Here is a 25413-nt window from a genome sequence, read left to right on the forward strand (position 1 = left end):
ATTTTCCGCCGATCTTTGATGATTGTGCCGCGCATTATGAGCGGGGGGATGTGACCCATCTCAAGATTGAATGGGCTGTTTTGTATCGCGTTACGCGTGATTTGCTATAGTATCAGTTAATATATTTTAGATCGAATTTGGTGCATTATGACTGAAAGAAATAAACAGACTCTTCATATCGCTTGGACGGTCGATGACGGACCAACCAAGCATACCAACGACATGGTCGATGTCTTCAAAGAGCGCGGCATACCAGTCACATGGTACATCCAGCGCAACAATCTGACAAAGCCCTGGCTGCCTATATATCAGAAATTGCAAAACGCCCACGGCCACGAAGTCGCCATTCACGGTATTCATCCAAAGAAGGATCATTTGTCATGGTTCCCATCCAGTAAACTGCCTTCTTTCGAATCGATGGATAGCGCCTTGGAAGATCTTGGTGAATTTTATCACGAGTTGAAAACGGCTGGTTTGCGCGTGAAATTCATTCGCCTGCCATATGGGTTGTTTACTGAGATCAATCAAAGATTGGTCATGGCTGGCGCGAAAACCGGTGTGGCGGATAAGGCGCGCGACATAATCAAGGGGCAGGCCGGTGATAAAGGTCCAACGCAAACCGTCGCCAAGGAATTCAAATCGTTGCAAGCTGAAATCAAGAAACTGGGACTGCACCTGTGGGGCGGTGCCAGTACGGATAAGGTGAGCGTCCAAAGCTGGGAGGCAGAATCCGCCGGGGTTGGCACCGGGCGCACTGACAACATACCCCAGATACCCAAAAAGATGATGGAGGTTTCGTTGCCGAAACGGCCATCAAAAACGGGATCGTTGGTTATTCTGTGTCACGACACGAGTCAGGCCGACGTGAAGGAAGTCAAAAGAGACATCGCCGAGATGGAAACTGTGGCCAAAGCAACGAATACCACCATCAAATATCACACGATGTCGAGCATGTATAAGCAGGTGGTCGGACGTGAACCATAGGAACTTGCCGATCTCGTAAGTTAGACAATGCGAAAGGAACTCAACACGGCAGGTATGAGTGGCGCCTGTCGTCAAGCATGCGCCACATCATTGTTTTTAGGTGATCAGTTCCCGCCGTTTGTCTCGGATACCAGCGCGCCGTCTGACCAGATGCCTGTGCTTTCCTGACCGTTGGCGAATGTCATCGTACCTTCGCCTTCGCGGCGGCTGCGCACGAATGATCCTTCGTAAACGTCACCATTCGAATAGGTGGCGGTACCTTCGCCGCTGATTTCACCGGCCACCCAGTCACCCACATAGCTAAAGCCGTCCGGCATGGTGATCTCGCCTGTGCCGTCGCGCTGACCGTTGGTGAATTCGCCGACATAGATGGTGCCATCGGCATAAGTCGCCCGGCCCGTGCCGTTGCGCTGGCCATCGGCCCATTCGCCTTCATAGACGTAACCATTGTCATAGGTCATCTTGCCCTGACCATGGGTCTTGCCGTTCAGGAATTCGCCCTCATAGACCAGCCCGTTGACATAGGTCGCCCGGCCTTCGCCATTGATGACACCGTTTTCCCAGTTGCCTTCATAAATCGACCCGTCAGGATAGGTGATCTTGCCCGGCCCGTTGGCTACATCGTCGGCAAAGCGGCCTGCATAAACTGACCCGTCAGGGTAAGTCACTTCGCCGGTGCCTTCGATCTTGCCTTCAACCCATTCGCCTGCATAGACATAGCCGTCAGTGCCGCGGAATGTGCCAGTGCCGTGACGGCGATCATTCAGGAATTCGCCTTCATAGACATCGCCATTGGCATAGGTGACCTTGCCCTGGCCTTCGCGACGGCTGTCGATCAGGTTGCCTTCATACACGTCACCATTGGAATGGGTCAGGGTGCCGACACCCTGGATTTTGCCGTCCACCCATTCGCCGGAATAGATGATGCCATCGGCCATGGTCATGGTGCCCACACCGTGGCGTTCACCGGCAACCAGTGTGCCCTCGTAGACAGAGCCGTCGGCATAGGTGACCTTGCCTTCACCTTCCTTGATGCCGTTGATCCAGTTGCCTTCGTAGATATAGCCGTCGGGGCTGCTCATGATGCCCACGCCATTATGCATCGCGTTGCGGAATGAGCCTTGGTAAACAACACCATTGGCATAGGTCATCACACCACTGCCGGTCATATTTCCGTCAACCCAGTCACCTTCATAGGTGCTGCCATCGGTGAATGTGATTCGACCCTGACCTTCGGGCTTTCCGGCGGCGAATTGGCCTTCATAGACCGATCCGTTGGGGAAGCGGGCGGTGCCTTGACCGCGAATCTCGCCTTCGACCCATTCGCCGGTATATTCAAACCCGTTCGGCAGGCGGTATGTGCCGGTGCCATCCTGCTTGCCATCAACAAAAGTACCTTCGTAGATACCCCCGTCATCATATTGTTTTGTTTGGACTGTTTGCGCATGGGCACCGACGGCCACACTGGACGCAATGATCGCCACCGCCACTGTCTTTGGTAATCCAAACATATTCATTCGTTTCTCCGATCCACTCCCCAATGGCGCGCAGCCTAATTCAGGGGTTACAGCCTGACAACGCCTAAGGTCTGCGATTGCCGCATCATCTGCCAATCGACTTTCCACCGCGTTTCTTTCTGCTACATCCATTGCAGCGCATTGGGACAAAACTATGACAAAAATATTTCGATTAACCATGGCACAGCAAAATCCTACGGTGGGGGACATCGCCGGGAATGCTGCTTTGGCCCGTGACGCGTGGGAGGCCGGGCGCGCGGCGAATGCCGATCTGGTCGCACTGCCAGAGATGTTTATCACTGGCTACCAGACCCAGGATCTGGTGGCCCGGCCCGCCTTTGTCGCCGATGCCATGCTGCATATCCGCACCCTTGCGCTCGACTGTGCCGATGGGCCTGCGCTGGCCATTGGCGGCCCAATGTTCGAAGATGACCGTCTGTATAACTGCTACTTCATCCTCAGCGGCGGCAAGATCATCGCCACCATGCGCAAGCATTTCCTCCCCAATTTCAACGTCTTCGATGAGGTGCGGTTGTTCAAAAGCGACGGCATCTCGGGCCCTTATACAATCGGCACGGACGGCCCGCGCATCGGCAGCCCGATCTGCGAAGACGCCTGGTACCCGGACGTCTGCGAGGCGATGGCAGAGAGCGGGGCCGAGATATTACTGGTGCCCAACGGCTCCCCCTATTTCCGCGACAAATTCGCGATCCGCATGAACAAGATGGTCGCACGCGTTGTCGAAAACAACGTGCCGCTGGTCTATCTCAATCTTGTCGGCGGGCAGGATGATCAGGTTTTCGACGGCGGGTCTTTCGTGCTGAACCCGGGCGGTCAGCTGGCCGTCCAGATGTCTGTTTTTGACAGCAATATCGTCCATGTCGATTTCCAGAAAACCGATCAGGGATGGGAGGCGATTGCCGGAAATAAGGCAACGCTGCCAAACAGTATCGAACAGGACTATCGTGTCATGGTTGAGGGTTTGCGCGACTACATGCGCAAAACGGGCTTCAAAAAGGTGCTCTTGGGCCTGTCAGGGGGAATCGACAGCGCCATTGTTGCCACAATCGCAACAGATGCGCTGGGCCCCGACAACGTACGCTGTGTGATGCTGCCGTCCGAATACACATCCCAGAGCTCGCTTGATGATGCGGCGGCGGCGGCCAATGCGCTTGGCGTCAAATACGACACAGTCAGCATCGCTGGCCCCCGCGCCGCCGTAACCGAAGCGCTCGCGCCCCTCTTTGGCGATATGCCGGCGGACCTGACCGAGGAAAATATCCAGTCCCGCATACGTGGCCTCTTGCTGATGGCGCAGTCCAACAAGTTCGGTGAAATGCTGCTGACCACCGGCAACAAGTCAGAGGTCGCCGTGGGCTATGCCACGATCTACGGCGACATGGCGGGCGGCTATAACCCGATCAAGGACATGTACAAAACCCGCGTGTTCGAAACCTGCCGCTGGCGCAACGCCAATCATCGGCCCTGGATGCAAGGACCGAGCGGTGAGGTGATCCTCACCGCAATCATCGACAAACCCCCGTCAGCCGAACTGCGCCCCGATCAGAAGGACGAAGACAGCCTGCCGCCCTATAACATCCTCGACGGTATCCTGAAAATGCTGGTCGATGATGAGGCATCGGTCGCCGAATGCGTCGCTGCAGGCTACGACCGGGACGTGGTCAAAAAGATCGAACACCTGATCTACATCAGCGAATACAAACGGTTCCAATCCGCGCCGGGTCCGCGCCTGTCCAACCGGGCCTTCTGGCTCGACCGGCGCTATCCGATTGTAAACCGCTGGCGGGACAATGGCTGACCCTTTCGAAGTCCGCCAGGTCTGGAGCTTTGGACGGATCGAAAGCTATACAAAGGGCGCGGCGGGTTTGCTGGCCATCTTCGCATTCCCCTTTGTTTTCATCCTGATTGCGCCGGATGGCATTGGCGACGAATTCGCCACTGTTTTCAGTGTGATCGCGACAGGGGTCGTCTTCGCTACGATCCTTTGGGCGATCACAGCCATCCAAAAGGGTGATTTTGGATTTGACCGTCCTGTCCGGCTGACGATCTTTTCCGGCGGCTTCACCATCGTCCCTGACGATTGGGGTAAGGCGCGGATCAACGTGTCCTGGGACCAATTGAAATCAATCGCCCTATTCACAGAAAAGACAAAACGCCGTCGTCTGCATTTCAAGACCACTGATGGAAACTATGACCTCAGAACCCATTTCCTTGACCAGAGTGCCGATGAAATCATACGCCGCATCGAATTGCAGTTGGAACAATCCCGCAGGCATCTGCTGGCTGTAGATGGGGCCGACGCCCCGACATGGGAGGTCCACAAGGGTCTGCCCTATGATCGGGCGACACGACCGGCTTTGAGCCCGATTAACCCGGTACGGTGACGGGGACGTGATTTGCGCCTCGGGTGCCTGACGGAAATACTTGCCAAAATGCATGGGGGTCCGATGAGAGTTTTCGCATATGGTGCTGCAGTCCTGATGTCAGCCGGCAGTGCCGTCGCCTGTAGCGTGCAAACCGACTGCACCGTGCCCGGCGGCACCTACCGGATCGATATGCCAGCAGATGGTCCCACCGGCGCCATCCTTTTCGCTCATGGCTATCGCGGCACGGCAAACGGCACCATGCGCAATGCACGCTTTCGACAGATGGCAACCGATATGGGGCTGGCGTTTGTCGCGCTCGATGCGGGGCCCGGCGATGACTGGCGATTGCCCAATGCGCCGGGGCAGAACGCCGCTGACGGCACCGCAAACCTCAACTACGTGGCCGCCGTCATTGACGATCTGAAAAAAAAATACGGGTTCGGCAATGATCGGGTGATGATCACCGGATTTTCCGCAGGCGGCATGCTGGTCTGGAACCTGGCCTGCGCGCGGCCTGATCTTGCGGGTGGCTTTGCGCCGGTGGCGGGCACGTTCTGGCTGGAACCGCCCGAAACCTGTACCGCCCCGGCGGCCAGCATCATCCATATGCATGGCGATGCCGACCGGACCGTTCCGCTCACCGGGCGACCCATCGGCAACACCAAACAAGGCGACGTGGCCGAGGTGCTCGCATTCTACCGCGATCTGGGTGGGTTCGGCGAAAGCTACAGTCGCCAAGGGCCGGGTCTGGACTGCAAGGGTGACAGAAACGCCTCCGGCGACGTGCTTGAATTCTGCATGTTCGAAGGTGGGCATTCCTTCAGCCGGGCCTATGTGGCCGACGCCTGGGATCGGTTCGTGGCGCTGGGGCAGATTGCGGACGATTGATCGCGGACCGGGCGCGACCTATCCTGCAGCCATGGCCAGCGACGATAGCATCAGAATCTATTTGCATCGCAAGGTGCCGTTTCTGGCCAGCTTGATTCTGATCGTATCGGGTGTGTTTTTCTGCGTGCTCTACACGCTTGTTTGGCCGCCCCGGTTCAACTTTGGTGACCTCCTGTTCCTGATTGCGGGGCCAGGGCAGTTGGGGCTGGGGGTCTGGTCGCTTCTGTATCGACCTTCACCGCAATTGCGGATCGCGATCACTGCGGACGCGATCACCGTCCAACCTGACGGGCGGGCGCAAAAGCCGGTGACGATCCCCTGGGATGATCTGACCAGCGTCACGCAGACGGGTTCGTCCCATCGGGACACCCGCCTGCGCTTCGCGGCCACCACGGGCGACCATGTGGTCCACACACCATTCCTTGATCGGACACCCGGCGACATTCTGCGGCTGATCACCATGCAACTTGAAAACAAGGGAAAACATCTGGCCCAGACCAAAAGCCCGGTTCTGGGGGCCTACACTGGCATCTGGGAAGTGCGCGCAGGCATTCCGTTTCAAACTGAATAGGCGGCCGAGGTTGAAAACTGGTTAATTCATCCGCCCATGATATCCTGACCCAAGGTAAGGAGGCGTCAATGATAGAAAACAAGACCCAACCCACCACCGTCAGTGTCAGCGACTTTATCGCAGGCGTCGAACATCCGACGCGCCGTGCTGATGCCGAAACGCTGGATGCCATGTTCCGGCGGGTCACCGGCTGGCAGCCCCGCATGTGGGGGCCAACGATTATCGGCTACGGGCAGTATCACTATACCTACGAAAGCGGGCGAACGGGTGATTTTCTGGCCACGGGGTTTAGCCCCCGCAAGGCCAACCTCGTCCTTTACATTATGCCCGGCTATGCGGATTTCGGACACATCATGGACCGGCTCGGCAAACACAAGCTTGGCAAATCCTGCCTTTACATCAACAAGCTCGCCGATGTGGACATGGGCGTGGTCGAGGAACTCGTGCAGGCCGGGCTGGATGATCTGGGCAGCCGCTGGCCGGTCAGCGCCACCTGAGCGAACCCAGATGGCGCACTGCTCTTAAAGCAGCTGATAGCTATGCGGCACGTAGTGAAACCCGCCTTCGCCACGCGTGTCGATATAGCCCATGCCGGGGAAGGGCATGTGATAACCGATCAGCGGAACACGATCCGCCGCCGCCATTCCCAGAACGCGTTTTCGGCTCGCCGCGGCAGCGGCCTTGTCCATGTCAAAGCGGACTTCCCAATCCGGATAGGCCACGGACCAGACATAGTGATTGGCAAGGTCCGCCATCAGGAACAACTGTTTGCCCCCGCTTTCCAGCATATAGCCCATGTGGCCCGGCGTATGACCAAAGGCATCGACGGCGGTGATCCCACCGCGCACATCATCGCCAGGCTGGATGAATGAAAACTTCTCGGCCAGCGGGCGCACCTTGGCCTCGAAACCTTCGTTTTCGGCACCAGCCCAGTGATCGAACTCGGCTTGCCCGGTGACATAGGCGGCGTTGGCGAATGTCTCGGCCCCGGCATCATCGGCCAGTCCGCCGATATGGTCGCCATGCATATGGGTGATCACCACATGGGTCACCTGATCGGCGGTGTAACCGGCAGCCTCCATCGCGCTAAGGGTGCCTGCGGGGCTCAGCCCGGTATCAAACAGGATCACCTCTGACCCGGTATTGACCACCGTGGGCGTGAAAAAGAACTGGGCTGCATCGGTGGGAATGAAATTGGCGGCACTGACCTCGGCAAAAGTATCGGCATCCACGTTCATCCCGAAAATCTGCTGCGGGTTCTCCACATTGCGGCTGCCCGCTAGCAGGGTCGTGACGCGAAAATCGCCCAGGGTAAAGTTGCGGTGGGTCGGCATGGCCGGGGCAGTATGACCATCTGCGATCGCAAGGGAAGGGGCAGCGGCAAGCGGCAATGCCGCACCGGATAGCAGGGTTTGGCGACGGGTCAGCTTCATCGGATCAACCTTTCATGTATTGAGGTGACGTAAGGGTAGCGCCTGCAAGACCTGCGGCAAGGAACGGTTACGTGAGCGGGCGCAAAGATGAACGCCGCCTTAACCTTTGCACCGCACGTTGTGTTAAACCCGCCGATTTGTCCTCAGGGGTCCGACGCAAGTCCGACGTTTTGCCGACGCGATGCCGATCGGTCATTTTGGCCAAAAGCCCTGTGTTAACTGGCGATCATGCGATTCGCCCAAACCGGGGTGTTGCGCAGCCCAAACTGGACATCCGAACGTTGCCATGCTCAAAGCCCTGCAACAAAGGAATGTCCGCATGACCACCACAAGATTCGCCCCATCCCCCACCGGCTATCTGCATATCGGCAACCTGCGCGCCGCGTTGTTCAACTATGCCATCGCCCGGCAAAACGGCGGCACCTTTATCCTGCGCATCGACGATACCGATCAGGAACGCTCCAAAGACGAATATATCGCCGGGATCGAAGAAGATCTGACCTGGCTGGGCCTCACCTGGGACCGGATGGAATACCAGTCCAAACGCATGGACCGCTACGAGGCAGCCAAGCAGAAGCTGATCGACATGGGCCGTCTTTACGAATGCTTCGAAACGCCGACGGAACTGGACCTGAAGCGCAAGAAACAGCTCAATATGGGCAAACCGCCGGTCTATGACCGGGCGGCGCTGGCCTTATCAGAGGACGAAAAAAACTCGCTCCGGGCCGAGCGTGGATCGCATTGGCGGTTCAAGCTCGATCACGAACGGATCGAATGGACCGACGGGATCATCGGCGACATTTCCATTGACGCTGCATCCGTCAGCGACCCGGTTCTCTTCAAGAATGACGGACAGATTTTGTATACGCTGGCATCGGTCGTGGATGATACCGAAATGGGGATCACGGATATCGTGCGCGGATCCGATCACGTGACAAATACCGCGACACAAATCCAGATTATTCAGGCACTTGGCGGCGCTGTGCCACGCTTTGCCCACCATTCCCTGCTGACCGGTCCACAGGGCGAGGCGCTGTCGAAACGGCTCGGCACCTTGGCGCTGCGCGACTTGCGCAGACAGGGGATCGCGCCGCAGGCGATCCTGTCGCTGATGGCGCGGCTGGGGTCATCGGACCCGGTGGAATTGCGGGCCGATGTGCAAAAGGTCGTGGACGGGTTCGACCTATCGAAATTCGGCTCTGCCCCCACCAAATTCGATGCCGAAGATCTCAAACCGCTCACCGCGCGCTATCTTGGCACCCTCAGCAGCGGCGACGTGGCCGATGTTTTAACATCGGCTGGCGTGCCGGATGAATTGGCAGAACCTTTCTGGAACGTGGTGCGTGACAACATCACCACGCTTGATGACGTGGCCGGGTGGTGGAAGATGTTCCGCGACGGGGCGACCCCGCTGGTGGCAGATGAAGACAAGGATTTTGTGGCACAAGCTTTCTTCCTGCTCGACAGCCCGCCCTATACCGCAGACACATGGGGCAGCTGGACGGCTGCGGTGAAAGAGGCGACGGGCCGTAAAGGTAAGCAATTATTCATGCCCTTGCGCAAGGCTGTCACCGGGCGCGAACGGGGGCCAGAAATGGCCGATGTGATGCCGCTTTTGCAAACAAAGCCCGGTGTCTGACGGTAGCAAATCCTTCACCATCCGCCGCGAACGCGGCTTCTATGGCATATTCCGCAAACTGATCGTGCAGGTCGACGGGGCGGAACTGCTGCGGATCAAAGCAGGCGAGACGTTGGAGGCCAAGCTACCGGCAGGCGCGCGCCATCTGGATATGCGGATGGACTGGATCACCGCGCCGCCCTTTGACTTGGCAGATGTCCGGACGGGCGATACGCTGGTCATCTACGTCCAACGCCGGAGCTTTCACCAGATGTCGAGCCTCAAGGAAATTCCATTCGGTATCCGGATCGACCGCCCGTAAATGGCTGATAATAAAGCCATATTTACCAAGGGCAACCTGTTTCGCCATATCTCGGTCATGTCATTCACAGCCTCTATCGGGCTGATGGCCGTGTTTCTGGTCGATTTCGTCGACATGATCTTCATCTCGATGCTGGGCAAGGCAGAACTGGCGGCGGCAGTGGGCTATGCCGGGGCGATCCTGTTTTTTACAACCTCTTTTGGCATCGGCATGGCGATCGCCGCGGGGGCGCTGGTGGCCCGTGCGCTGGGCGCTGACGAGGCGGAAGAGGCGCGTCGCCGAGCGACCAACTCGCTGATCTACGGCGTTGTTTTCGGGGCACTTTTTGCCGCTGCGGTCTGGTGGAACCTCGGGTTCTTTGTGACCCTGCTCGGGGCAGAGGGCGAAACAAAAGCGCTCGCCGTTCATTACCTGCAAATCATCGTCCCGTCCCTGCCGTTTCTGATGATCGGTATGATCGGCGGGGCGATCCTGCGCGCCCATGGTGATGCCCGCAGGGCAATGATGGCCACGATCTGGGGCGGGTTGGTCAATGCCGTGCTGGATCCAATCCTGATCTTCGGGCTGGATCTGGAATTGACCGGGGCGGCACTTGCCAGCGTGGCCGCGCGGCTGGTCATTGCCGTGGTCGCGTTGATCCCGCTGATCCGCCATTATGATGGGTTCGACAGGCCAACACCACAAAGCCTGACGGTTGATCTGCGGCCCATTCTGGCCATAGCCGTGCCTGCCATATTGACCCAGCTAGCTACGCCTGTTGGGCAGGCTTATGTCACCCGCGCCATGGCCGAATTTGGCGAAGATGCCGTGGCAGGCATGGCCATCGTCGCCCGTATGACGCCCGTCGGCTTTGGTATCATCTTTGCGCTCTCTGGCGCCATCGGGCCGATCATAGGGCAGAATGCCGGGGCGAACCTGCCCCACCGGGTGCGCGGGGCGTTCCGCGACGGGCTGATCTTTACGGCCCTTGTCGTCATTGTCGTTTCAACCCTGTTTTTTCTGTCACGCCCGCTGCTTGTGATGCTGTTCCAGCTGGACGGTATGGCGCTGACGCTGGTGTTCCTATTTGCCGGGCCGCTGTCGCTGATGTTCTTTTTCAACGGGGTCATCTTTGTGACCAACGCGGCCTTCAACAATCTGGGCCACCCGTTCTATTCGACAATTGTCAACTGGGGGCGGCACACGGCAGGCACGATCCCGTTCGTGATGGTGGGGGCCGCATGGTATGGCGCGCCGGGTGTACTGATCGGTCAGTATGTGGGCGGTGCGGTCTTTGCCGGTGTCGCTCTCATTCTGGCGCGCCGGGTGATCGCCGTTCAGGGTCAAGCGCCTGACAGTGAACCCTTCGCGCGGCAGGCGCGCCTATTCAGCCTGTTCCACCACCGCCGCTAAATGCCTGTCCACCAGCGCCCGCTCGTTGTCTGACAGCGGCTGGTGACGCGGATAGACCGGAGCGGCGCGGTCATTCAGCACAGGGGTGTTCCAGCCTACTGTGGTGCGAAAGAAATCGGTAACGCCCTGATGGCCGTAGACCCGCAGATAGCCCTGCACGACCACATCCAAGTAACTCAGCAGGATGGGGTGGTCGCCTTCATCGGCGGCATGTTCCGGCTTGACCTGATAGACGGCGGTAGGCGCTTTGGGCCCATTGTGATGCACGACCGGCGTGACATCGTGGCGGTGGTAAGCCGCCTCGCGGGCGTCCAACAGCGCCCAGTCAGCACCGGGCACCCGGGCGATCAGCCCGCACAGGCTCGTGTCATTGGCAGGCTCTACCGACAGATACGCCGCCTCGCGCAGGTTGGTCTTGCGCCAGACACGCCGCCAGCCATGCAGCATGGCCGGGCGCGGATCGGCATAGTCATGGGTCGCCACATTGACCAGACTGCCATAGCCAAAGAATGCGGGGTCGCTCATTCTCGTGCTCTTAGCACCTGCGCCGGCTTTGCGGCAAGGGGACGCCAGGCAAAGGCAAGCCCTGCAAGCAGCGACGCCATGACGCCGCCCCCGATGATGGCCAGCGCGTTGGACCAGATCACGGTATAGCCGGTTTCCATGATATAGGTGGCCACCGCCCAGCCGCCCAGAATGCCCGCGCCAAGCGCCACGATCCCGGCAGCCAGCCCCACCAATGCGGCCCGCAACGCAAAGCTAGTCATGATCCGGCGGCGCGAAGCCCCCAGCGTCTTCAGCACCGCCGATTCAAAGGTGCGCGCCCGTTCACCGGCCGCTGCGGCCCCGATCAGCACCAGAAAGCCGGTGACCAAGGTGATCAGCGCGCCATAGCGTGTCGCCGCCGAAATACCGCCGACCAGTTCGATCACTTGATCAATCGCGTCACGGATCCGGATCGCGGTGATGTTGGGATAGGCGCTCGCCAGATCGCGCAAGATCGCGGCCTCGGCCTCTTCTTCGGCATAGACCGTTGAAATCCAGCTATGCGGCGCGCCTGCCAGCGCGCTTTCGTTCATCGCCAGCACAAAGCCGATCCCGGCGTCTTCCCAACTGACATTACGGAAACTTGTGACCTCGCCGGTAATGTCGCGGCCCAGCACGTTGATGGTCAGCGTATCGCCCAGTTCAAGCCCCATCTCCAGCGCTTCTTCCTCAGCAAAGCTGATCTGGGGCGGGCCGGTATAGCCTTCGGGCCACCATGCGCCCTGGGTGATTTCAGTCCCCTTGGGCTGCACACCGGCATAGGTGATACCCCGGTCGCCCTGAACGACCCAGTGGCCACCTGCGACCTCTTCGGCGGGGCGTCCGTTGATCTGGGTTATGATGCCGCGCAGCATCGGCGCTGTGTCAACGCGGCTGACGGCAGGGTCGCCATCCAGACGCGCGCGGAACCCGTCGATCTGGTCAGGCTGGATATCGACAAAGAAATAGCTGGGAGCGACAGCTGGCAGATCATCAGAGAATGAACTGCGCAGGTTGCCGTCAATCTGGCCGACAGCGGCCAGCACGGTCAGACCAAGGCCAAGCGACAAGACGACCGATGTCGTTTCACCCCCACGCGCACCAATCGCGCCAAAGGCCAGCCGCAGGGCAGGGCGGCCGCGGGCCGGGCGCCGGAATCGCCGTGCGGTCCAGCGGATAATGAATGCAGCGATCACCAGAACAAACAGCGCGCCCGCAATCCCGCCCGCTGTCCAAAGGGTCAGGAAGGCGGTGCCGGAAAACCAGATTGCAGCGCCTATCAGCAGGGCAATCAGTGCGACGATAGCAATCAGATAGCGCAGACCGGGCAGTGTTCGCGACCCGGCAAAGGCATCACGGAAAAGGGTGGCGGCGCGGATATCTTCGGTCTTGGCCAATGGCCAGAGAGTAAAGATGAGGGCGGCCAGCAGACCATATATCGCGGCCTCGACCAGCGGTCGCGGATAGATCGCGAACTCTGCCGGGATGGGCAGGCGCGCCTCGATCAGAGGGGCGAAAAGAACCGGCAGACCGGCCCCGAGCAGCAGCCCCAGCGCGACCCCGGCCAATGTCAGCACACCCACCTGTATGAAATAGGTCAGAAAGATGATCCGGCGGGTGGCCCCGAGCGTTTTCAGCGTGGCAATCACACCGGTCTTACCCGCCAGATAAGCACGTACTGCGGCAGATACGCCCACGCCACCGACGGCAAGGCCAGACAGCCCCACAAGAATCAGGAACGCCCCGATCCGGTCCACGAATTGCGCGACACCGCCGGCGCCACGCCTGCTATCGCGCCAACGTAAACCGCTGTCGCGAAACTCTGCTTCGGCCTGATCTTCAAGCGCCTGCAGATCGGCATCGGGGGGCAGATCAAGCCGGTATTGCGTGGAAAACAGCGTGCCTTCGGCGAGCAATCCTGATTGTGCCAGATCGTCGGTTAGTATGATGGTGCGCGGGCCCAGCCCGAAACCACCGGCGGCATTGTCGGGGTAGCGGTCCAGAATGGCGCGCAGTGTGAATTCTTGCTCGCCCAGCCGGAATGTATCGCCGGGGGTCAGACCCAACCGGTCCACCAACACCCGCTCCATCACCCCGCCATAATCAACCAGTGCCTGATCAAGCGGCATGTCCGGGTCCAGCTGCACCGCACCAATCAGCGGATAGGCATCATCGATGGCCCGGATCTGGGTCAGCCCGCGTTCATCACCCACAACGGCCATGGACCGGAAATCAACCGTTTCCGAGATATCCTCGGCAATGGATTGCAACCATGCCAGCTCATCCTCGCGGGCAAAGCGGTAGGTGAATTCCACCTCGGCATCGCCGCCCAGCAAGGCGGCACCGTCGCGTTGCAGCCCTGCCTCGATCCCGGCGCGCACGGTGCCCACAGCGGCAATCGCGGCGACACCCAGTGCCAAACAGGCCAGGAACACACGAAACCCGCGCAGGCCCCCGCGCAATTCGCGCAGGGCAAACCGGAACGCGACATTCATTCGGCAGCCTTTGCCAGCGGCGTATCAATGCGCCCGTCGCGCAGGCGGATCACCCGGTCACACCGCGCGGCCAGTTCACCCGAGTGGGTCACCATGATCAGGGTCGCCCCATGGCGGTCACGCAGATCGAACAGAAGTTCGATGATCGCCTGCCCGTTGGCTTCGTCCAGATTGCCGGTGGGTTCGTCCGCCAGTAGCAGGCGGGGCCGGGGGGCCGAGGCGCGGGCAAGGGCAACACGCTGCTGTTCGCCGCCTGACATCTGGCTGGGGTAATGATCAATCCGGTCGCCCAGCCCGACGGCGCGCAATTCGGCCTCGGCCCGATCAAACGCATCCTTCGCCCCCGCCAGTTCCAGCGGGGTTGCCACGTTCTCCAATGCAGTCATTGTCGGGATCAGGTGGAAAGATTGGAAAACCACCCCCATATTGTTCCTGCGAAAGCGGGCTAGCTGGTCCTCGTTCATATCCGTAAGATCCTGGCCGAGTGCCCTGATCGTGCCGGATGTGGCCTGTTCCAGCCCGCCCATCAACATAAGGAGTGACGATTTGCCCGACCCGCTTGGCCCGACAAGGCCCAATGTCTCGCCCCCCGCCACATCCAGTGAGATATCGTGCAGGATGTCCACGCGACCTGCATTGCCGTCGAGTGACAGGTTGGCGTCAGAGATCGAAAGAACGGGGTCGGTCATGCAGGCTGCCTCGGGTCGGTTTGTTTCATTTGCATATGGGGCGCTTTGTCATATCAGCAAGCTGGTTATCGCGGTTTTGATAACAACCGGTATCGCCCGGGCAGAAACCGTCACGGTTGCGGCCTTGGGCGACAGCCTGACTGCGGGGTACGGGCTGGCCCAGGGTGAAGGTTTCGTGCCGCAATTGCAGGCATGGCTGCAGGGGCAGGGGGCCGATGTGACGGTGATGAACGCGGGTGTCTCCGGCGATACGACGGCTGGGGGGCTGTCGCGCGTGGACTGGACCCTGACGCCGGATGTGGATGCGATGATCGTCACGCTGGGCGGCAATGATTACCTGCGCGGGATTGATCCTGCCGTCAGCCGGGCCAATCTGGATGGTGTTCTGGCCGCAGGGCAAGAGGCCGGGGTCGAGATGCTGCTGGTCGGCCTGAAGGCGGGCACCAATTACGGGCTTGATTACAAAACAGAATTTGACGCGATCTATACCGATCTGGCGGCCAAATACGATGTGCCACTCTATGCCGGTTTCTTTGACGGGCTGCGGGCGGTCGCAGGAATGCAGGAGGGCATGGCAGAGTTCATGCAAGCCGATGGCATCCATCCCAACAAGGAAGGTGTAGCGGTGATCGTCGCGGCCATTGGGCCGAGCATTCTGGAACTGGTCGAGGCGGTGGATTGAATGCCGGGCCGGTTTTTCCTGACGCGCCCCGCCGCAGGGATCACCGACCCACCAAGGATGAACATCGCGCCGGGACAAGAGGTGATCACCCTGACGAAGGCCGGCGCGCAGCACATGCGCTGGGGGCTGATCCCCGTGGGCCGGGTCAATGCTAGAGGACGCCCTGTCATGGAAACCATCGTCAACGCGCGCTCCGAAACGGTCTTTGACAAATCCGCCTTTCAGGATGTGAAACGGGCCGCCGTCCCGGTGGAAGGCTGGTACGAATGGACCGGAGAGAAGCGGCGCAAGCAGCCGTGGCGGATCAGCCGCAAGGATGGCGCGTTGCTGTGGTTTGCCGCGATCTATGACATCTGGAACGGACCGGGCGGGGTGCAGGTGTATCAGGTTGCGACCATCACCTGTGAACCCTCAGCGGATGTGCGCGATATCCATCACAGAATGGGTGTGATCCTTGAAGAAAACCAGTTGGATCAGTGGTTTGGCTGCGACGAGGTGACTGCCAAAGAAATGATGAAACCCTATCCTGACGGCACCCTGCAGGTCGAAAAGGCTGATGAGGTTGATTGGGACGGGGCGTGATGGCGGCCTGTCATTCATTGGCGATGCGATCAAGAAACGAGCAGGAATCCTCATCCCCATCTTCACATCCATAGCGCAACAATTCCTTGGCGACCTCAATATCCTTCGGCAAACCGTTGCGGCCTGCCCGGTAGTCACCTGCCAGAAATTCGCAGGCCAGCCCATCGGCATTCAAACAGGCGCGCAACCGGTATTCAGCGATCAGCGCGTCATCCGGAATGTCATTGATGCCTGACAAGCTGTCACAGGCATATACATCACACAGATCGCAGCCCTTGGAATAGAACAGCCCGGCGGTCGCCTCGTCATCCTTGTCCAATTCATGGATATAGCCCGCACTCTGGCAGGATAGGCCATGGTCCGCGTCGCAGCCTCTGGTGAAATAGGTCAGGGCCGTATCGTAATCCGTTTCGTCACCGATGCCGGTATGACTGTCAGCATAGGTCCAGCAGCCCATCGGGTCGCCCAATTCGCAGGCCTGCAGATAAAGCGCACGGGCAAGTTCGCGGTCGGACGCGTTGTGCAAAAGGCCCCAACTGCTACCCGATGCATAGTCCCGGTAATAGTAGTCACCCAGCAAGATGCAATCATGGCCCTGACCTGCGGCACAGCCACGGCGGGCGCGGCGGACACGTCCGTGATAGGGTGCCACAAAATCATCGTAGCGTTCCAGCAGGGCCGCCCCCAACATGCCATGTTCCGCCTTCAGTTCCGCGCGGTCGCGCATGATGGCCGCGCGCTGCATGTCCTCGCAATCACCTGAAAGCATGCAGGACTTGCGATAGGTGTGATAGGCCGCATCCCATTCCGCCGGGGTCGTTGCGCTTTCAGATTGGGCATAACCCAGCATCTGGCAGGCCCGGCTATCGTCCAAGGCACATCCTCGTTCATAAAGCGCAAGGGCCGCTGCAGCATCCTTTGGAACATGGCCCCACTCGTCATTATTGATGTCGGGATCTTTGCTAAGGCCCAGCGTTGCGCAGCCTCCACCATGTCCGCCGTCGCAGGTCTGGGCGGCAAGGGCCAACGCGAGGTCAACATCAACTGGCACGTTATGGTCAGAATACCGCCCGCCATACAAACGGGCGATGCCAAGGCGATCACATAAAGCGAGCTGACCGGCCGCACAGCCGTCCTCGAGCAAGGCAAAACGCTCTGCCCCGTCCAGCGTTTGGTCGAAACTTGCGATCCATAGGCAACCCGCCTCAACACCTGCGTCGCAAAGCTGCGTGGCAAGCGCGCGAGCTTCTTCACCGCGCAATCCGCGCAGGTGATTGGCGCACCCATCCGCATCGCCCAGCGTGCAGGCATGATCAAACAGGCCGGCTGCAACATGGGCGGATGTTTCCGCGAACGACGCCCGATGCATCTTGCCAAGATCGGTACATGCAGCAGCATCACCATCGGTGCATGCCTGTCGCTTTCCGGCGGCATCTGGATTATCGGCCAACGGCGCGTCGGCTTCAGCGGAAAGGACATCGACCGAGGCCATGTGAATTCTACGCTGCTGTGCGCAGCCTTCGCCATCGTCACTGACCGTGCAAAACTGGCCAAACATCGCTTCCGCGCGTTGAAGGTCCACCGGCGTGCCATCACCCGTCTCATATTGCCCGGCTGCGGCCAGGCAACCAGACCGCTGACCCAGATCACAGGCCCTCAGCCGATAATCAAGCGCCCGCGCGGCATCCTGTGCCACGCCGTTGCCCTCGGCATATCTTTCGGCAATATCGCGGCACATCTGTCCTGATCCAAGATCGCAGGCCTTCAACGCCGCTTCCAGGCTTTGCCCATCCTCGCCATTCTGACGGAGTTTGCGGGACAGACCGGCACATGCGGCGGCATCATCCTGCGCGCAGGACGCCTGAAAGATGGCAACGGCGGCGGCAGTTTCACCAATCTGGTCACATGATCCGGCATCGCCCAGATCGCAGGCCTTGCGATAGAGGGTTTCGGCCAAGTCTTCGTCCTTCAGGACGTTTTCGATCCCAAATCTGTGGCGCAAGGCCATTGCCGCGCAACTTTCGGCGTGATCCTCTGCGCACCTCTTCTCGAAATGCGCAACGTGCGGAAATGAACCAGCATAGCCGTAAGTCTCGATCACGGGGGCCCTGCTGAACTGCACGCAGCCTTGATCCGATCCGGCCTGACAGGCCAGAAAACTCAGCGAAACAGCGAGCGGTGCGTCGGACCACACCCCGCCGCCATCTTCATACATCCGGGCCAAACCGGCGCAGGCATCTGGATCAGCATTGGCACAGCCTTCGCGCAGTGTCGCCGCAATGGCGCGCCGATCTTCGGTGAAATCCTGATCGCGCTCCGGCAGCAAGACATTATTAGCATGGGATTGATGCATCGCGATTTCGGCGGCAAGGGCCGCCTCTGCCGCGACCTGGCGTCTTTCCAGAACATCAGCGCGACGGGCGCGCAGCGTATCAAGTGTCAAAGGGGGGATGTCTGCCACAATAGGTGCAACGGGCGCAGGCGGCTCTGCAGGCGCCTGCTCGGCTACCGGAACCGGCTCATTAATCTCTTTGACAATCGCGGTCGGCGGGCTGGGTTCTGCGGCATCAACAACAACTGTATCGTCCGCTGGCGTTCCCAATAATGCCAACCCGACGCGGCCAATGACCAATACCAGCCCAATGGCGGCAACAGCGCCTGTCAAAAAGGTCTTCATATTAATACCGTTAAAGTTGCATGGATGACATGTCCGAGAAATCAAACAAGCGCGTCCCATGCAAGACCGCAGCGTTGTGTTTTCGCAAAAAACCCTGCCACGGGTTACAACAGGCGGGATGACGTCGCGAGAAGTTGGGCGCAGCGAAAGGATTGGCCATACAAGGCCGTTCAGGTAAGCTGGATCATCAACACTGGTGGGAGGAAACCAAATGTCAGTCGCAAAAGTCACCGAAATCATCGCATCTTCGTCGAAATCCTTTGATGACGCGGTCGAGAACGGGATCAAAAAGGCATCCAAAACGCTCAAGGGGATCACCGGGGCCTGGGTTGCCGATCAGAAAGTGACGGTCAAGGATGGTGAGGTGGACGAATATCGGGTCGTGATGAAAGTGACCTTCGTCCTGCAGGATTGAACGCAAAAGGGCGCCCTGCGAGGCGCCCTTTTCGCAGCATATGATCGCCGAATTTAGTCGGCCAACGTCAGGTTCACAGCGCTTTCGCGACCATCGCGACCTGCTTCGATGTCAAAGTTGACCTTCTGATCATCTTTGAGGCCGGTGAGACCCGATCGCTCCACAGCAGAAATATGAACGAAAACGTCCTTCGTTCCGCCATCGGGTGCGATAAAGCCGTAGCCTTTTGTGGTGTTGAACCATTTGACAGTGCCTGAAGCCATGTCCTTGTCTTCCTTACTTAGTTTCCGCTCGCGGGACTGCAGCGGACCGGCTCGGTCAAACTTGGATCGAAAGACTGGGCCGTAGAAGGAGACAGTGGTCGATAGATTTAACGTCGCAGTTGCAGAATGGCATCTGCGGCAACAAAATCAAGAAAATTACATAATTGTAATAGAATCAGCGATTAAACGCCGGTCAATTGTGGCGCCCATGAAAACGCGCGCCACATTCTTCAAATTTGCAGGCTTACGCCAGGGCGAGGTTGATCGCCGATTCGCGGCCGTCACGGCCTGCTTCGATGTCGAAAGTGACCTTCTGGTCGTCTTTCAGACCGGTGAGGCCAGAACGCTCAACAGCAGAGATATGAACGAAAACGTCCTTTGATCCGCCATCAGGTGCGATAAAGCCGAAGCCTTTGGTTGCGTTGAACCATTTCACGGTGCCAGTAGCCATCGTGTTTTCCTTTGTATTTGTGCTGCCCACATGATTGCGGCAGCCCGGCTTAGTCAGTGCAAATTCGAGAGACTGTGGCCGAAAGGAGAACAGTGGGTCGAGTTGGATAACGTCTGCACCGCTCATGTGGGGCCAGTTGCAACAAAAAGCAAGATAAATCGTACCACACCCGCATCCGGGCGACAAAACAGCGGAAAAATGGGCTCCTACCAGTGTGGCGGGCGTTGATCACCTAAAGGGACAGTGCCGCCCGCATCCAATTCGCGGGTCGCTTCCCGCTCCATCAGCATCGCCAGACGGCGCATCGCCAGCGCCAGCTCTGTTTCCTGACGGGCAACAATATCAGATAATTCCTCGACCGTGCGGGTCAGATGGGCAATTTGTTCTTCCAGATGTGTGGTGTCGGTCATGGCACCTTCTAGCTGGCTTCCTTCGCTGCGAAAAGGGTGGGCAGATCGCCGCGCGTCTTTGCCAGATCAATGAGCGCGGCAAAATCGGCCTCCAGCGTTTCGGCCAGCTGATCAAAGCTGTCGATCACGAAGTAAGTCGGCTGCACGATGTCGATGCGGTACGGCGTGCGGAACACGGTCAACAGGTCGAAATCCTGCATCAACGCATCACCTGACATCGCATGCGCGGCCTCAGCGGGCGACGACACGATGCCCGCCCCATAGGCGCGCAGCCCGTCGGGCGTACGGATCATCCCGAATTCGACCGTGAACCAGAACAGCCGGAACATGTGCCAGCTATAGCCCTTGCCCAGTTCCCGAGCCTGTTTGCCGAACCCTTCGATGAAATCGGCATATGGCGCGTTGGTCAGCATCGGGCAATGGCCGAACACCTCGTGAAACAGGTCGGGTTCTTCGATGTAATCCATATGCTCGCGCCGCCGCAGGAACGTGGCGACGGGGAACTTGCGCTGGCTGAGCAAGGCATAGAATTGCGATGGGGGGATGATTGCGGGCACACCCTCGGCGCCAGCCCCGGTGAGGGCATGCAGACGGGCGTCAATCTCTTTCACCTGCGGGGTTTTGTCTGCGTTCAGGCCCAGTTTGGCTACGCCGTCCAAATATTCCGGGGCCACCTTGCCGGGCAGAAAATCCATCTGCCGCGTAAACAACTCACCCCAGACGGCATCATCTTCGGCGGTGTAGGGAAAAAACCCGTCTTCGTCGGGGTGTAGCGAAGTATAGGTCGTATCTTTGGGCATCGGAAAGCTCCTTTTGCCCAGTATCGCCCAACCCTGCGGAAATTTCCTGTCAATCACGTCGTGTTTTGAGTATTTTTGGAAGAAAGAAGTCGAAAGAAATGGGATTATGAAATTTTCTGATCAGGAAAGGGTGCTTTTGGGCGCATTGCAGACCGACGCCGCCGCGTCCCTCGCCGAATTGGCGGACCGCGCAGGCATGGCCACATCAACCGTCTGGCGCAAGCTGCAGGAGTTCGAAAACCTCGGTTTGCTGAAAGGCCGCGTGGCCCTTCTGGACCCCGCCAAGGCCGACGTGCGCCTTTGCGTCTTTGCCACCGTGCGCCTATCGGACCATGCCGAAACTTCCATCGCCGGGTTCGCCAGCGTCATTCGCAGTCACCCGGAGATTATGGAGGCGCACGCCATTTCGGGCACCGCCGACTATATCTTGAAAATCCGCTGTAAGGATGTGGAGGCTTACGAAGGCTTCATGACCCACACCCTCCTCCGCTCACCCTTTGTCAAATCCGTCGTGTCGTCTTTCAGCCTGAAAGAGCTGAAATACACGACCGCATTGCCCCTGTGACATTGCCGCGTTAAACGGCCCACGACCATAAAGGACAGGACCATGGCGAAGGACAAAAAACAGCCCCGCCCCAAGGCCGTAACGCCCAAGGGGTTCCGCGACTATTTCGGCGCAGAGGTGACAGCCCGCACCGAAATGCTGACCAAGATCGCCGGGGTCTATCATCGCTATGGGTTCGACGCATTGGAGACGTCAGCCATCGAAACGGTGGAGGCGCTGGGCAAGTTCCTGCCCGACGTGGACCGCCCCAATGAAGGGGTTTTCGCCTGGGAAGAAGATGGCGATTGGCTGGCTCTGCGCTATGACATGACAGCACCGCTCGCCCGCGTCGCCGCGCAATACCGCAACGACCTGCCATCGCCCTATCGCCGTTATACGATGGGGCCGGTCTGGCGGAACGAAAAACCCGGGCCGGGGCGGTTCCGGCAGTTCTATCAATGCGATGCGGATACGGTGGGGTCGGCTTCTGTGGCCGCCGATGCCGAGATCTGCGCAGTGCTGGCCGACACATTAGAGGCCGCAGGGATCGAGCGCGGCGACTACGTGATCCGGGTGAATAACCGGAAGGTGCTGAACGGGGTTTTGGAGAACGTATTCGGCGGCCATGAGAGTGTTGCCCAAGCTCTTGATCCGGATTTCAATCTTGAGGCGCGTCGCAATGCCATCCTCAGAACAATCGACAAATTTGACAAAGTCGGCAGAGACGGTGTTCGCGAATTACTGATGGAAGGGCGTCGAGATGCCTCTGGTGCCTTTATCGATGGCGTTGACTTGACGATGCAACAGGCGGCGCCGGTGCTGTCGTTCTTAACTTCTAAGGGAAATGATAACGCCGAAACTCTCAAAAATCTGCTTGCTGCGGTTGGGAGCAGTCTGATTGGGAATGAAGGTACCCGCGAACTGGAACAGATGGCGAAATTGCTAGAAGCCCAAGGCTACGGCCCCGACCGCATCGTCATCGACCCTTCCGTCGTCCGTGGCCTCGGCTATTACACCGGCCCCGTCTACGAGGCCGAACTGACCTTCGAAATCAAAGACGAAAAGGGCCGCCCGCGCAATTTCGGCTCCGTCGCTGGCGGCGGGCGTTATGACGACCTCGTCAAACGCTTCACCGGACAATCCGTCCCGGCCACCGGCATCTCGATTGGTGTTGACCGCCTGCTCGCCGCGCTGCACGCGAAAGGCCGTATCGACAGCACCGCCCAAGGCCCCGTCGTTGTCACCGTGATGGATCGCGACCGCATGGCCGATTACCAGACCATGGTCGCCGAACTGCGCAACGAAGGCATCCGGGCGGAGGTTTATCTGGGCAACCCCAAAAACTTCGGCAACCAGTTGAAGTACGCGGACAAACGGCACTCTCCCATCGCCATCATCGCAGGCGGGGATGAGTTCGACAAAGGCGTTGTGCAGATCAAGGACCTTATACTTGGGGCCAAGATTGCCAAGAACGCCACGCTGGAAGAATGGAAAGACCGACCCAGCCAATACGAGGTGCCGCGCGATCAGATGCTCGCTAAAGTGCGTGAGATCTTGGACGGGCAAGGGTAATGCCAACCGCCCCCGCCACGTTGAAAGAGGCGCGCCGCCTGCGTGACCATTTCGCGGCCCAAGGCGCGCTGGTGGTCAAGGCCGACGTCCTGCAATCTGCTGACACATTGCTCGACCTTTATGGCGAGGATATCCGCGCGCGCGCCTACCTCACCTCCGACCCCCTGCGCGGTGAAATGGTGCTGCGCCCCGACTTCACCGTTCCCGTCGTGCAGATGCATATGGAAAGCCACGCGGAACCCGCCCGCTACACCTATTCCGGCAAGGTTTTCCGCAAGCAGGAAAGCGATGAAACCCGTGCCAACGAATATGTGCAGGTCGGCTACGAGGTCTTCGACGGCCAGAACCCGGCAGGCGCGGATGCAGAGGTGTTCGCCACCATCGCCGCCGGGCTGGACGGGCTGCCGGTGCGGGCGGCCACAGGCGACATCGGCATCCTGACGGCGGCCGTGCGCGGGCTGCAGACCACCGACGCGCGCAAGTCGGCCTTGCTGCGCCATATCTGGCGACCCGGGCGGTTCAAGGCCCTGCTCAAACGCTACGGATCGGGCACGGTGCCTGCCGCGCGTGCCGCCCTGCTGGCTGCTGATGATCCCTTTGCCGACGCCGGCCCCGATATCGGACTGCGCGGCCGGGAAGAGGTCGCGGCCCGGATCGACGCGCTGCGCGCCGATGCCACCGCCAGCCCCATCGCATCAGAAGAAATCGCCCTGATCGACGCGATCCTGTCCTTGCGCGAAACCTGCCCCAATGTGCTCAGCGCGCTGCGCGACATCGCCGTCGATATGCCTGCCGTGCGGGACGCGGTGGCGCGCATGTCCGCCCGGCTTGATGCGATGGCAGGGCGGGGGATCGACATAGAGACGCTGGAGTTCGAAGGCAGCTATGGCCGCACATCGCTGGAGTATTACGATGGTTTCGTATTTGGCTTTTACGCAACCGACCGACCCGACCTGCCACCCGTTGCCACAGGCGGGCGCTATGACGCGCTGACCACCCGGCTGGGGCAGGGCAGGGTGGTGCCTGCGGTCGGCGGTGTGATCCGGCCCGATCTGGCGCTGGAGGTCGACAGATGCTGAAACTCGGCGTGCCGTCCAAGGGACGGCTGATGGACAAGACGTTCCAATGGTTCGGGCAGCGCGGGGTCACCTTGCGCAAATCCGGGTCCGACCGGGAATATGCGGGTGCAGTGGATGGGATCGACGGGGTTGAACTGGTGCTGCTCTCGGCCGGGGAAATCCCGCGCGAACTGGCAGCGGGGAACATCCATCTGGGTGTGACCGGTTCGGATCTGGTGCGCGAAAAGCTGGCCAACTGGGATGCAAGGGTGGCCGAACTGGCGCCGATGGGGTTCGGCGGGGCCGACCTGATCATCGCTGTGCCGCAGGCCTGGGTCGATGTGGACACGCTGGACGATCTGGATGCGGCAGCAGCGGCGTTCCGGGCGCGACACGGGTTCCGGTTGCGGATCGCCACCAAATATCACCGGCTGGTCCGCGATTTCCTGCGCGACCACGGGGTTGCCGATTACCAGATCGTCGACAGTCAGGGGGCCACCGAAGGCACCGTCAAAAACGAAACGGCAGAGGCCATCGCCGACATCACCTCAACCGGTGAAACGCTGCGGGCGAACGGTCTGAAGATCCTTAGTGACGGGCTGATCCATGCCTCACAAGCGACCCTGTTTCGGGGGCGGCGGAAAGACTGGACCGATGAACAGCGCAGCAAACTGAAAGCACTGCAAATGGTGCTGGGGATTTGATGGGAAGGATTGCGGCGCAGGACTTAGCAAACATCCACTGACGCACAGACATGGCTGCCTGGTAGAACTGGCACTACAAAACGCACGGCCATATGATGCGCAGATAAGACGCCTCATTCGGAACAATCTGGAAATGTCCAGCAAAGAAAGTTTCTACAACGCACTATTCGAAGGCGACGTCGAGCTCTTGGAAAAGCTATCAGATGCAGAAACAGATTTGCCTTGGGCCGCTGGCGAGATTGGGCAGGATGTTCTTGTCACCGCAATACAATTGTCGAACTTGAATTCGCTGACTTGGGTCTTAAGCAAGAAACCCGAAATCAACTTTGTCGATGATACCTGGCCTGCTGCCGGTTTCGTGGACACCGAGATAAGGTGTTTATGAAACTGGAGAATCTACATGACGAGAAGAGTGTTCAGCCGCGAGTTCAAGC

Annotated in this window: 27 protein-coding genes; 17 read left to right on the forward strand and 10 right to left on the reverse strand. The window is 59.3% G+C overall.

Translation table 11 applies throughout. The features are described 5' to 3' along the window. The first annotated feature begins 147 nt into the window (after nt 1-147). Nucleotides 148-984, forward strand: a complete 837-nt coding sequence (locus ACFWW4_RS20075; protein WP_411892466.1) for a polysaccharide deacetylase family protein — start codon at nt 148-150, stop codon at nt 982-984. A gap of 104 nt (nt 985-1088) precedes the next feature. Here the strand turns inward: ACFWW4_RS20075 and ACFWW4_RS20080 are convergent, their stop codons facing one another. Then, the gene (locus tag ACFWW4_RS20080; RefSeq protein WP_411892487.1) at nt 1089-2495 is read right to left on the reverse strand and encodes an MORN repeat-containing protein; all 1407 of its coding nucleotides are present in this window, start codon (nt 2493-2495) and stop codon (nt 1089-1091) included. 160 nt (nt 2496-2655) lie between these two features. On the opposite strand from ACFWW4_RS20080, the gene ACFWW4_RS20085 reads away from it, so the two are divergent. The 5 genes from ACFWW4_RS20085 (at nt 2656) to ACFWW4_RS20105 (ending at nt 6844) form a co-directional block, all read left to right on the forward strand. Beyond that, complete coding sequence (locus tag ACFWW4_RS20085) at nt 2656-4320, forward strand: NAD+ synthase (protein WP_411892467.1); 1665 nt, start codon at nt 2656-2658, stop codon at nt 4318-4320. After that, complete coding sequence (locus tag ACFWW4_RS20090) at nt 4313-4906, forward strand: hypothetical protein (RefSeq protein WP_411892468.1); 594 nt, start codon at nt 4313-4315, stop codon at nt 4904-4906. Before ACFWW4_RS20085 ends, ACFWW4_RS20090 begins: the two co-directional genes overlap by 8 nt. Nucleotides 4907-4969: 63 nt before the next feature. Beyond that, the gene (locus ACFWW4_RS20095; protein ID WP_411892469.1) at nt 4970-5776 is read left to right on the forward strand and encodes an alpha/beta hydrolase family esterase; all 807 of its coding nucleotides are present in this window, start codon (nt 4970-4972) and stop codon (nt 5774-5776) included. Further along, entirely contained in the window at nt 5763-6347 is a 585-nt protein-coding gene (locus ACFWW4_RS20100; protein ID WP_411892470.1) for a hypothetical protein, read from the forward strand. Before ACFWW4_RS20095 ends, ACFWW4_RS20100 begins: the two co-directional genes overlap by 14 nt. 68 nt (nt 6348-6415) lie before the next feature. After that, the gene (locus ACFWW4_RS20105) at nt 6416-6844 is read left to right on the forward strand and encodes a DUF1801 domain-containing protein (RefSeq protein ID WP_411892471.1); all 429 of its coding nucleotides are present in this window, start codon (nt 6416-6418) and stop codon (nt 6842-6844) included. 24 nt (nt 6845-6868) lie between these two features. Here the strand turns inward: ACFWW4_RS20105 and ACFWW4_RS20110 are convergent, their stop codons facing one another. After that, nucleotides 6869-7780 (reverse strand): MBL fold metallo-hydrolase, encoded by a 912-nt coding sequence (locus ACFWW4_RS20110; RefSeq protein WP_411892472.1) that lies wholly within the window; start codon nt 7778-7780, stop codon nt 6869-6871. A 319-nt stretch (nt 7781-8099) separates the two neighbouring features. Here ACFWW4_RS20110 and gltX point away from each other — a divergent pair, with 319 nt between their 5' ends. Genes gltX through ACFWW4_RS20125 form a run of 3 tightly spaced genes read left to right on the forward strand, consistent with a single transcriptional unit; the run spans nt 8100 to nt 11112 of the window. Continuing rightward, nucleotides 8100-9419: a glutamate--tRNA ligase gene (gene gltX / locus ACFWW4_RS20115; RefSeq protein ID WP_411892473.1), complete on the forward strand. Its 1320-nt coding sequence runs from the start codon at nt 8100-8102 to the stop codon at nt 9417-9419. Next, nucleotides 9412-9720 carry a hypothetical protein gene (locus tag ACFWW4_RS20120; RefSeq protein WP_411892474.1) on the forward strand — a complete coding sequence of 103 codons (309 nt, stop codon included), beginning with the start codon at nt 9412-9414 and terminating at the stop codon, nt 9718-9720. The genes gltX and ACFWW4_RS20120 overlap by 8 nt, the downstream gene beginning before the upstream one ends. Then, the gene (locus ACFWW4_RS20125) at nt 9721-11112 is read left to right on the forward strand and encodes an MATE family efflux transporter (RefSeq protein WP_411892475.1); all 1392 of its coding nucleotides are present in this window, start codon (nt 9721-9723) and stop codon (nt 11110-11112) included. Here the strand turns inward: ACFWW4_RS20125 and ACFWW4_RS20130 are convergent. The 3 genes from ACFWW4_RS20130 to ACFWW4_RS20140 are packed head-to-tail and all read right to left on the reverse strand — an operon-like array spanning nt 11083 to nt 14821. After that, entirely contained in the window at nt 11083-11637 is a 555-nt protein-coding gene (locus ACFWW4_RS20130) for a gamma-glutamylcyclotransferase (protein WP_411892476.1), read from the reverse strand. The two genes, ACFWW4_RS20125 and ACFWW4_RS20130, sit on opposite strands and share 30 nt — an antisense overlap. Further along, a complete protein-coding gene (locus tag ACFWW4_RS20135) occupies nt 11634-14132 on the reverse strand; it encodes an ABC transporter permease (protein WP_411892477.1) in 2499 nt (832 codons plus the stop codon). Before ACFWW4_RS20135 ends, ACFWW4_RS20130 begins: the two co-directional genes overlap by 4 nt. Next, nucleotides 14129-14821: an ABC transporter ATP-binding protein gene (locus ACFWW4_RS20140; protein WP_411892478.1), complete on the reverse strand. Its 693-nt coding sequence runs from the start codon at nt 14819-14821 to the stop codon at nt 14129-14131. Before ACFWW4_RS20140 ends, ACFWW4_RS20135 begins: the two co-directional genes overlap by 4 nt. Here ACFWW4_RS20140 and ACFWW4_RS20145 point away from each other — a divergent pair. Further along, nucleotides 14820-15503: an arylesterase gene (locus ACFWW4_RS20145; protein ID WP_411892479.1), complete on the forward strand. Its 684-nt coding sequence runs from the start codon at nt 14820-14822 to the stop codon at nt 15501-15503. The two genes, ACFWW4_RS20140 and ACFWW4_RS20145, sit on opposite strands and share 2 nt — an antisense overlap. After that, nucleotides 15504-16085 (forward strand): SOS response-associated peptidase, encoded by a 582-nt coding sequence (locus ACFWW4_RS20150; RefSeq protein ID WP_411892480.1) that lies wholly within the window; start codon nt 15504-15506, stop codon nt 16083-16085. A 10-nt stretch (nt 16086-16095) separates the two neighbouring features. On the opposite strand, the gene ACFWW4_RS20155 is transcribed toward ACFWW4_RS20150, so the two are convergent. Beyond that, on the reverse strand, nt 16096-18762 hold the full coding sequence (locus ACFWW4_RS20155; protein WP_411892481.1) for a tetratricopeptide repeat protein: 2667 nt from the start codon (nt 18760-18762) through the stop codon (nt 16096-16098). A 211-nt stretch (nt 18763-18973) separates the two neighbouring features. Between ACFWW4_RS20155 and ACFWW4_RS20160 the strand changes: the two genes are divergently transcribed. Next, on the forward strand, nt 18974-19177 hold the full coding sequence (locus ACFWW4_RS20160) for a dodecin family protein (protein WP_393927634.1): 204 nt from the start codon (nt 18974-18976) through the stop codon (nt 19175-19177). 53 nt (nt 19178-19230) lie between these two features. Here ACFWW4_RS20160 and ACFWW4_RS20165 read toward each other — a convergent pair whose 3' ends face one another. The 4 genes from ACFWW4_RS20165 to ACFWW4_RS20180 form a co-directional block, all read right to left on the reverse strand. Further along, nucleotides 19231-19440 carry a cold-shock protein gene (locus tag ACFWW4_RS20165; protein ID WP_393927635.1) on the reverse strand — a complete coding sequence of 70 codons (210 nt, stop codon included), beginning with the start codon at nt 19438-19440 and terminating at the stop codon, nt 19231-19233. A gap of 244 nt (nt 19441-19684) precedes the next feature. Further along, nucleotides 19685-19891, reverse strand: a complete 207-nt coding sequence (locus ACFWW4_RS20170; protein ID WP_393927636.1) for a cold-shock protein — start codon at nt 19889-19891, stop codon at nt 19685-19687. A 206-nt stretch (nt 19892-20097) separates the two neighbouring features. Continuing rightward, on the reverse strand, nt 20098-20301 hold the full coding sequence (locus ACFWW4_RS20175) for a SlyX family protein (RefSeq protein WP_393927637.1): 204 nt from the start codon (nt 20299-20301) through the stop codon (nt 20098-20100). Between the two features lie 8 nt (nt 20302-20309). Beyond that, nucleotides 20310-21101 (reverse strand): phenylalanine 4-monooxygenase, encoded by a 792-nt coding sequence (locus ACFWW4_RS20180; protein ID WP_411892482.1) that lies wholly within the window; start codon nt 21099-21101, stop codon nt 20310-20312. Between the two features lie 106 nt (nt 21102-21207). Between ACFWW4_RS20180 and ACFWW4_RS20185 the strand changes: the two genes are divergently transcribed. From ACFWW4_RS20185 to ACFWW4_RS20205, 5 genes are all read left to right on the forward strand, one after another. After that, nucleotides 21208-21666 (forward strand): Lrp/AsnC family transcriptional regulator, encoded by a 459-nt coding sequence (locus tag ACFWW4_RS20185; RefSeq protein WP_411892483.1) that lies wholly within the window; start codon nt 21208-21210, stop codon nt 21664-21666. A 42-nt stretch (nt 21667-21708) separates the two neighbouring features. Further along, nucleotides 21709-23217 (forward strand): histidine--tRNA ligase, encoded by a 1509-nt coding sequence (hisS, locus tag ACFWW4_RS20190; protein ID WP_411892484.1) that lies wholly within the window; start codon nt 21709-21711, stop codon nt 23215-23217. Then, nucleotides 23217-24296, forward strand: a complete 1080-nt coding sequence (locus ACFWW4_RS20195) for an ATP phosphoribosyltransferase regulatory subunit (RefSeq protein ID WP_411892485.1) — start codon at nt 23217-23219, stop codon at nt 24294-24296. The genes hisS and ACFWW4_RS20195 overlap by 1 nt, the downstream gene beginning before the upstream one ends. Beyond that, on the forward strand, nt 24290-24979 hold the full coding sequence (gene hisG, locus ACFWW4_RS20200; protein WP_393927642.1) for an ATP phosphoribosyltransferase: 690 nt from the start codon (nt 24290-24292) through the stop codon (nt 24977-24979). The genes ACFWW4_RS20195 and hisG overlap by 7 nt, the downstream gene beginning before the upstream one ends. 133 nt (nt 24980-25112) lie before the next feature. After that, the gene (locus ACFWW4_RS20205; protein WP_411892486.1) at nt 25113-25364 is read left to right on the forward strand and encodes a hypothetical protein; all 252 of its coding nucleotides are present in this window, start codon (nt 25113-25115) and stop codon (nt 25362-25364) included. The last annotated feature ends 49 nt before the right edge of the window (nt 25365-25413 follow it).

The sequence above is a fragment of the Yoonia sp. SDW83-1 genome (genome assembly GCF_046762885.1).
Classification (GTDB): Bacteria; Pseudomonadota; Alphaproteobacteria; order Rhodobacterales; family Rhodobacteraceae; genus Yoonia.

Excerpts from the sequence above, each read along its gene's own strand:
- gltX (WP_411892473.1), top strand. The coding sequence starts at position 8,100 with ATGACCACCACAAGATTCGCCCCATCCCCCACCGGCTATCTGCATATC.
- ACFWW4_RS20095 (WP_411892469.1), top strand. The coding sequence starts at position 4,970 with ATGAGAGTTTTCGCATATGGTGCTGCAGTCCTGATGTCAGCCGGCAGT.
- ACFWW4_RS20075 (WP_411892466.1), top strand. The coding sequence starts at position 148 with ATGACTGAAAGAAATAAACAGACTCTTCATATCGCTTGGACGGTCGAT.
- ACFWW4_RS20110 (WP_411892472.1), bottom strand. The coding sequence starts at position 7,780 with ATGAAGCTGACCCGTCGCCAAACCCTGCTATCCGGTGCGGCATTGCCG.
- ACFWW4_RS20155 (WP_411892481.1), bottom strand. The coding sequence starts at position 18,762 with ATGAAGACCTTTTTGACAGGCGCTGTTGCCGCCATTGGGCTGGTATTG.
- ACFWW4_RS20150 (WP_411892480.1), top strand. The coding sequence starts at position 15,504 with ATGCCGGGCCGGTTTTTCCTGACGCGCCCCGCCGCAGGGATCACCGAC.
- ACFWW4_RS20085 (WP_411892467.1), top strand. The coding sequence starts at position 2,656 with ATGACAAAAATATTTCGATTAACCATGGCACAGCAAAATCCTACGGTG.
- ACFWW4_RS20105 (WP_411892471.1), top strand. The coding sequence starts at position 6,416 with ATGATAGAAAACAAGACCCAACCCACCACCGTCAGTGTCAGCGACTTT.
- ACFWW4_RS20165 (WP_393927635.1), bottom strand. The coding sequence starts at position 19,440 with ATGGCTTCAGGCACTGTCAAATGGTTCAACACCACAAAAGGCTACGGC.
- ACFWW4_RS20140 (WP_411892478.1), bottom strand. The coding sequence starts at position 14,821 with ATGACCGACCCCGTTCTTTCGATCTCTGACGCCAACCTGTCACTCGAC.
- ACFWW4_RS20185 (WP_411892483.1), top strand. The coding sequence starts at position 21,208 with ATGAAATTTTCTGATCAGGAAAGGGTGCTTTTGGGCGCATTGCAGACC.
- ACFWW4_RS20195 (WP_411892485.1), top strand. The coding sequence starts at position 23,217 with ATGCCAACCGCCCCCGCCACGTTGAAAGAGGCGCGCCGCCTGCGTGAC.
- ACFWW4_RS20145 (WP_411892479.1), top strand. The coding sequence starts at position 14,820 with ATGCAGGCTGCCTCGGGTCGGTTTGTTTCATTTGCATATGGGGCGCTT.
- ACFWW4_RS20130 (WP_411892476.1), bottom strand. The coding sequence starts at position 11,637 with ATGAGCGACCCCGCATTCTTTGGCTATGGCAGTCTGGTCAATGTGGCG.
- hisS (WP_411892484.1), top strand. The coding sequence starts at position 21,709 with ATGGCGAAGGACAAAAAACAGCCCCGCCCCAAGGCCGTAACGCCCAAG.
- ACFWW4_RS20125 (WP_411892475.1), top strand. The coding sequence starts at position 9,721 with ATGGCTGATAATAAAGCCATATTTACCAAGGGCAACCTGTTTCGCCAT.
- ACFWW4_RS20135 (WP_411892477.1), bottom strand. The coding sequence starts at position 14,132 with ATGAATGTCGCGTTCCGGTTTGCCCTGCGCGAATTGCGCGGGGGCCTG.
- ACFWW4_RS20090 (WP_411892468.1), top strand. The coding sequence starts at position 4,313 with ATGGCTGACCCTTTCGAAGTCCGCCAGGTCTGGAGCTTTGGACGGATC.
- ACFWW4_RS20205 (WP_411892486.1), top strand. The coding sequence starts at position 25,113 with ATGTCCAGCAAAGAAAGTTTCTACAACGCACTATTCGAAGGCGACGTC.
- hisG (WP_393927642.1), top strand. The coding sequence starts at position 24,290 with ATGCTGAAACTCGGCGTGCCGTCCAAGGGACGGCTGATGGACAAGACG.
- ACFWW4_RS20080 (WP_411892487.1), bottom strand. The coding sequence starts at position 2,495 with ATGTTTGGATTACCAAAGACAGTGGCGGTGGCGATCATTGCGTCCAGT.
- ACFWW4_RS20170 (WP_393927636.1), bottom strand. The coding sequence starts at position 19,891 with ATGGCTACTGGCACCGTGAAATGGTTCAACGCAACCAAAGGCTTCGGC.
- ACFWW4_RS20180 (WP_411892482.1), bottom strand. The coding sequence starts at position 21,101 with ATGCCCAAAGATACGACCTATACTTCGCTACACCCCGACGAAGACGGG.
- ACFWW4_RS20160 (WP_393927634.1), top strand. The coding sequence starts at position 18,974 with ATGTCAGTCGCAAAAGTCACCGAAATCATCGCATCTTCGTCGAAATCC.
- ACFWW4_RS20175 (WP_393927637.1), bottom strand. The coding sequence starts at position 20,301 with ATGACCGACACCACACATCTGGAAGAACAAATTGCCCATCTGACCCGC.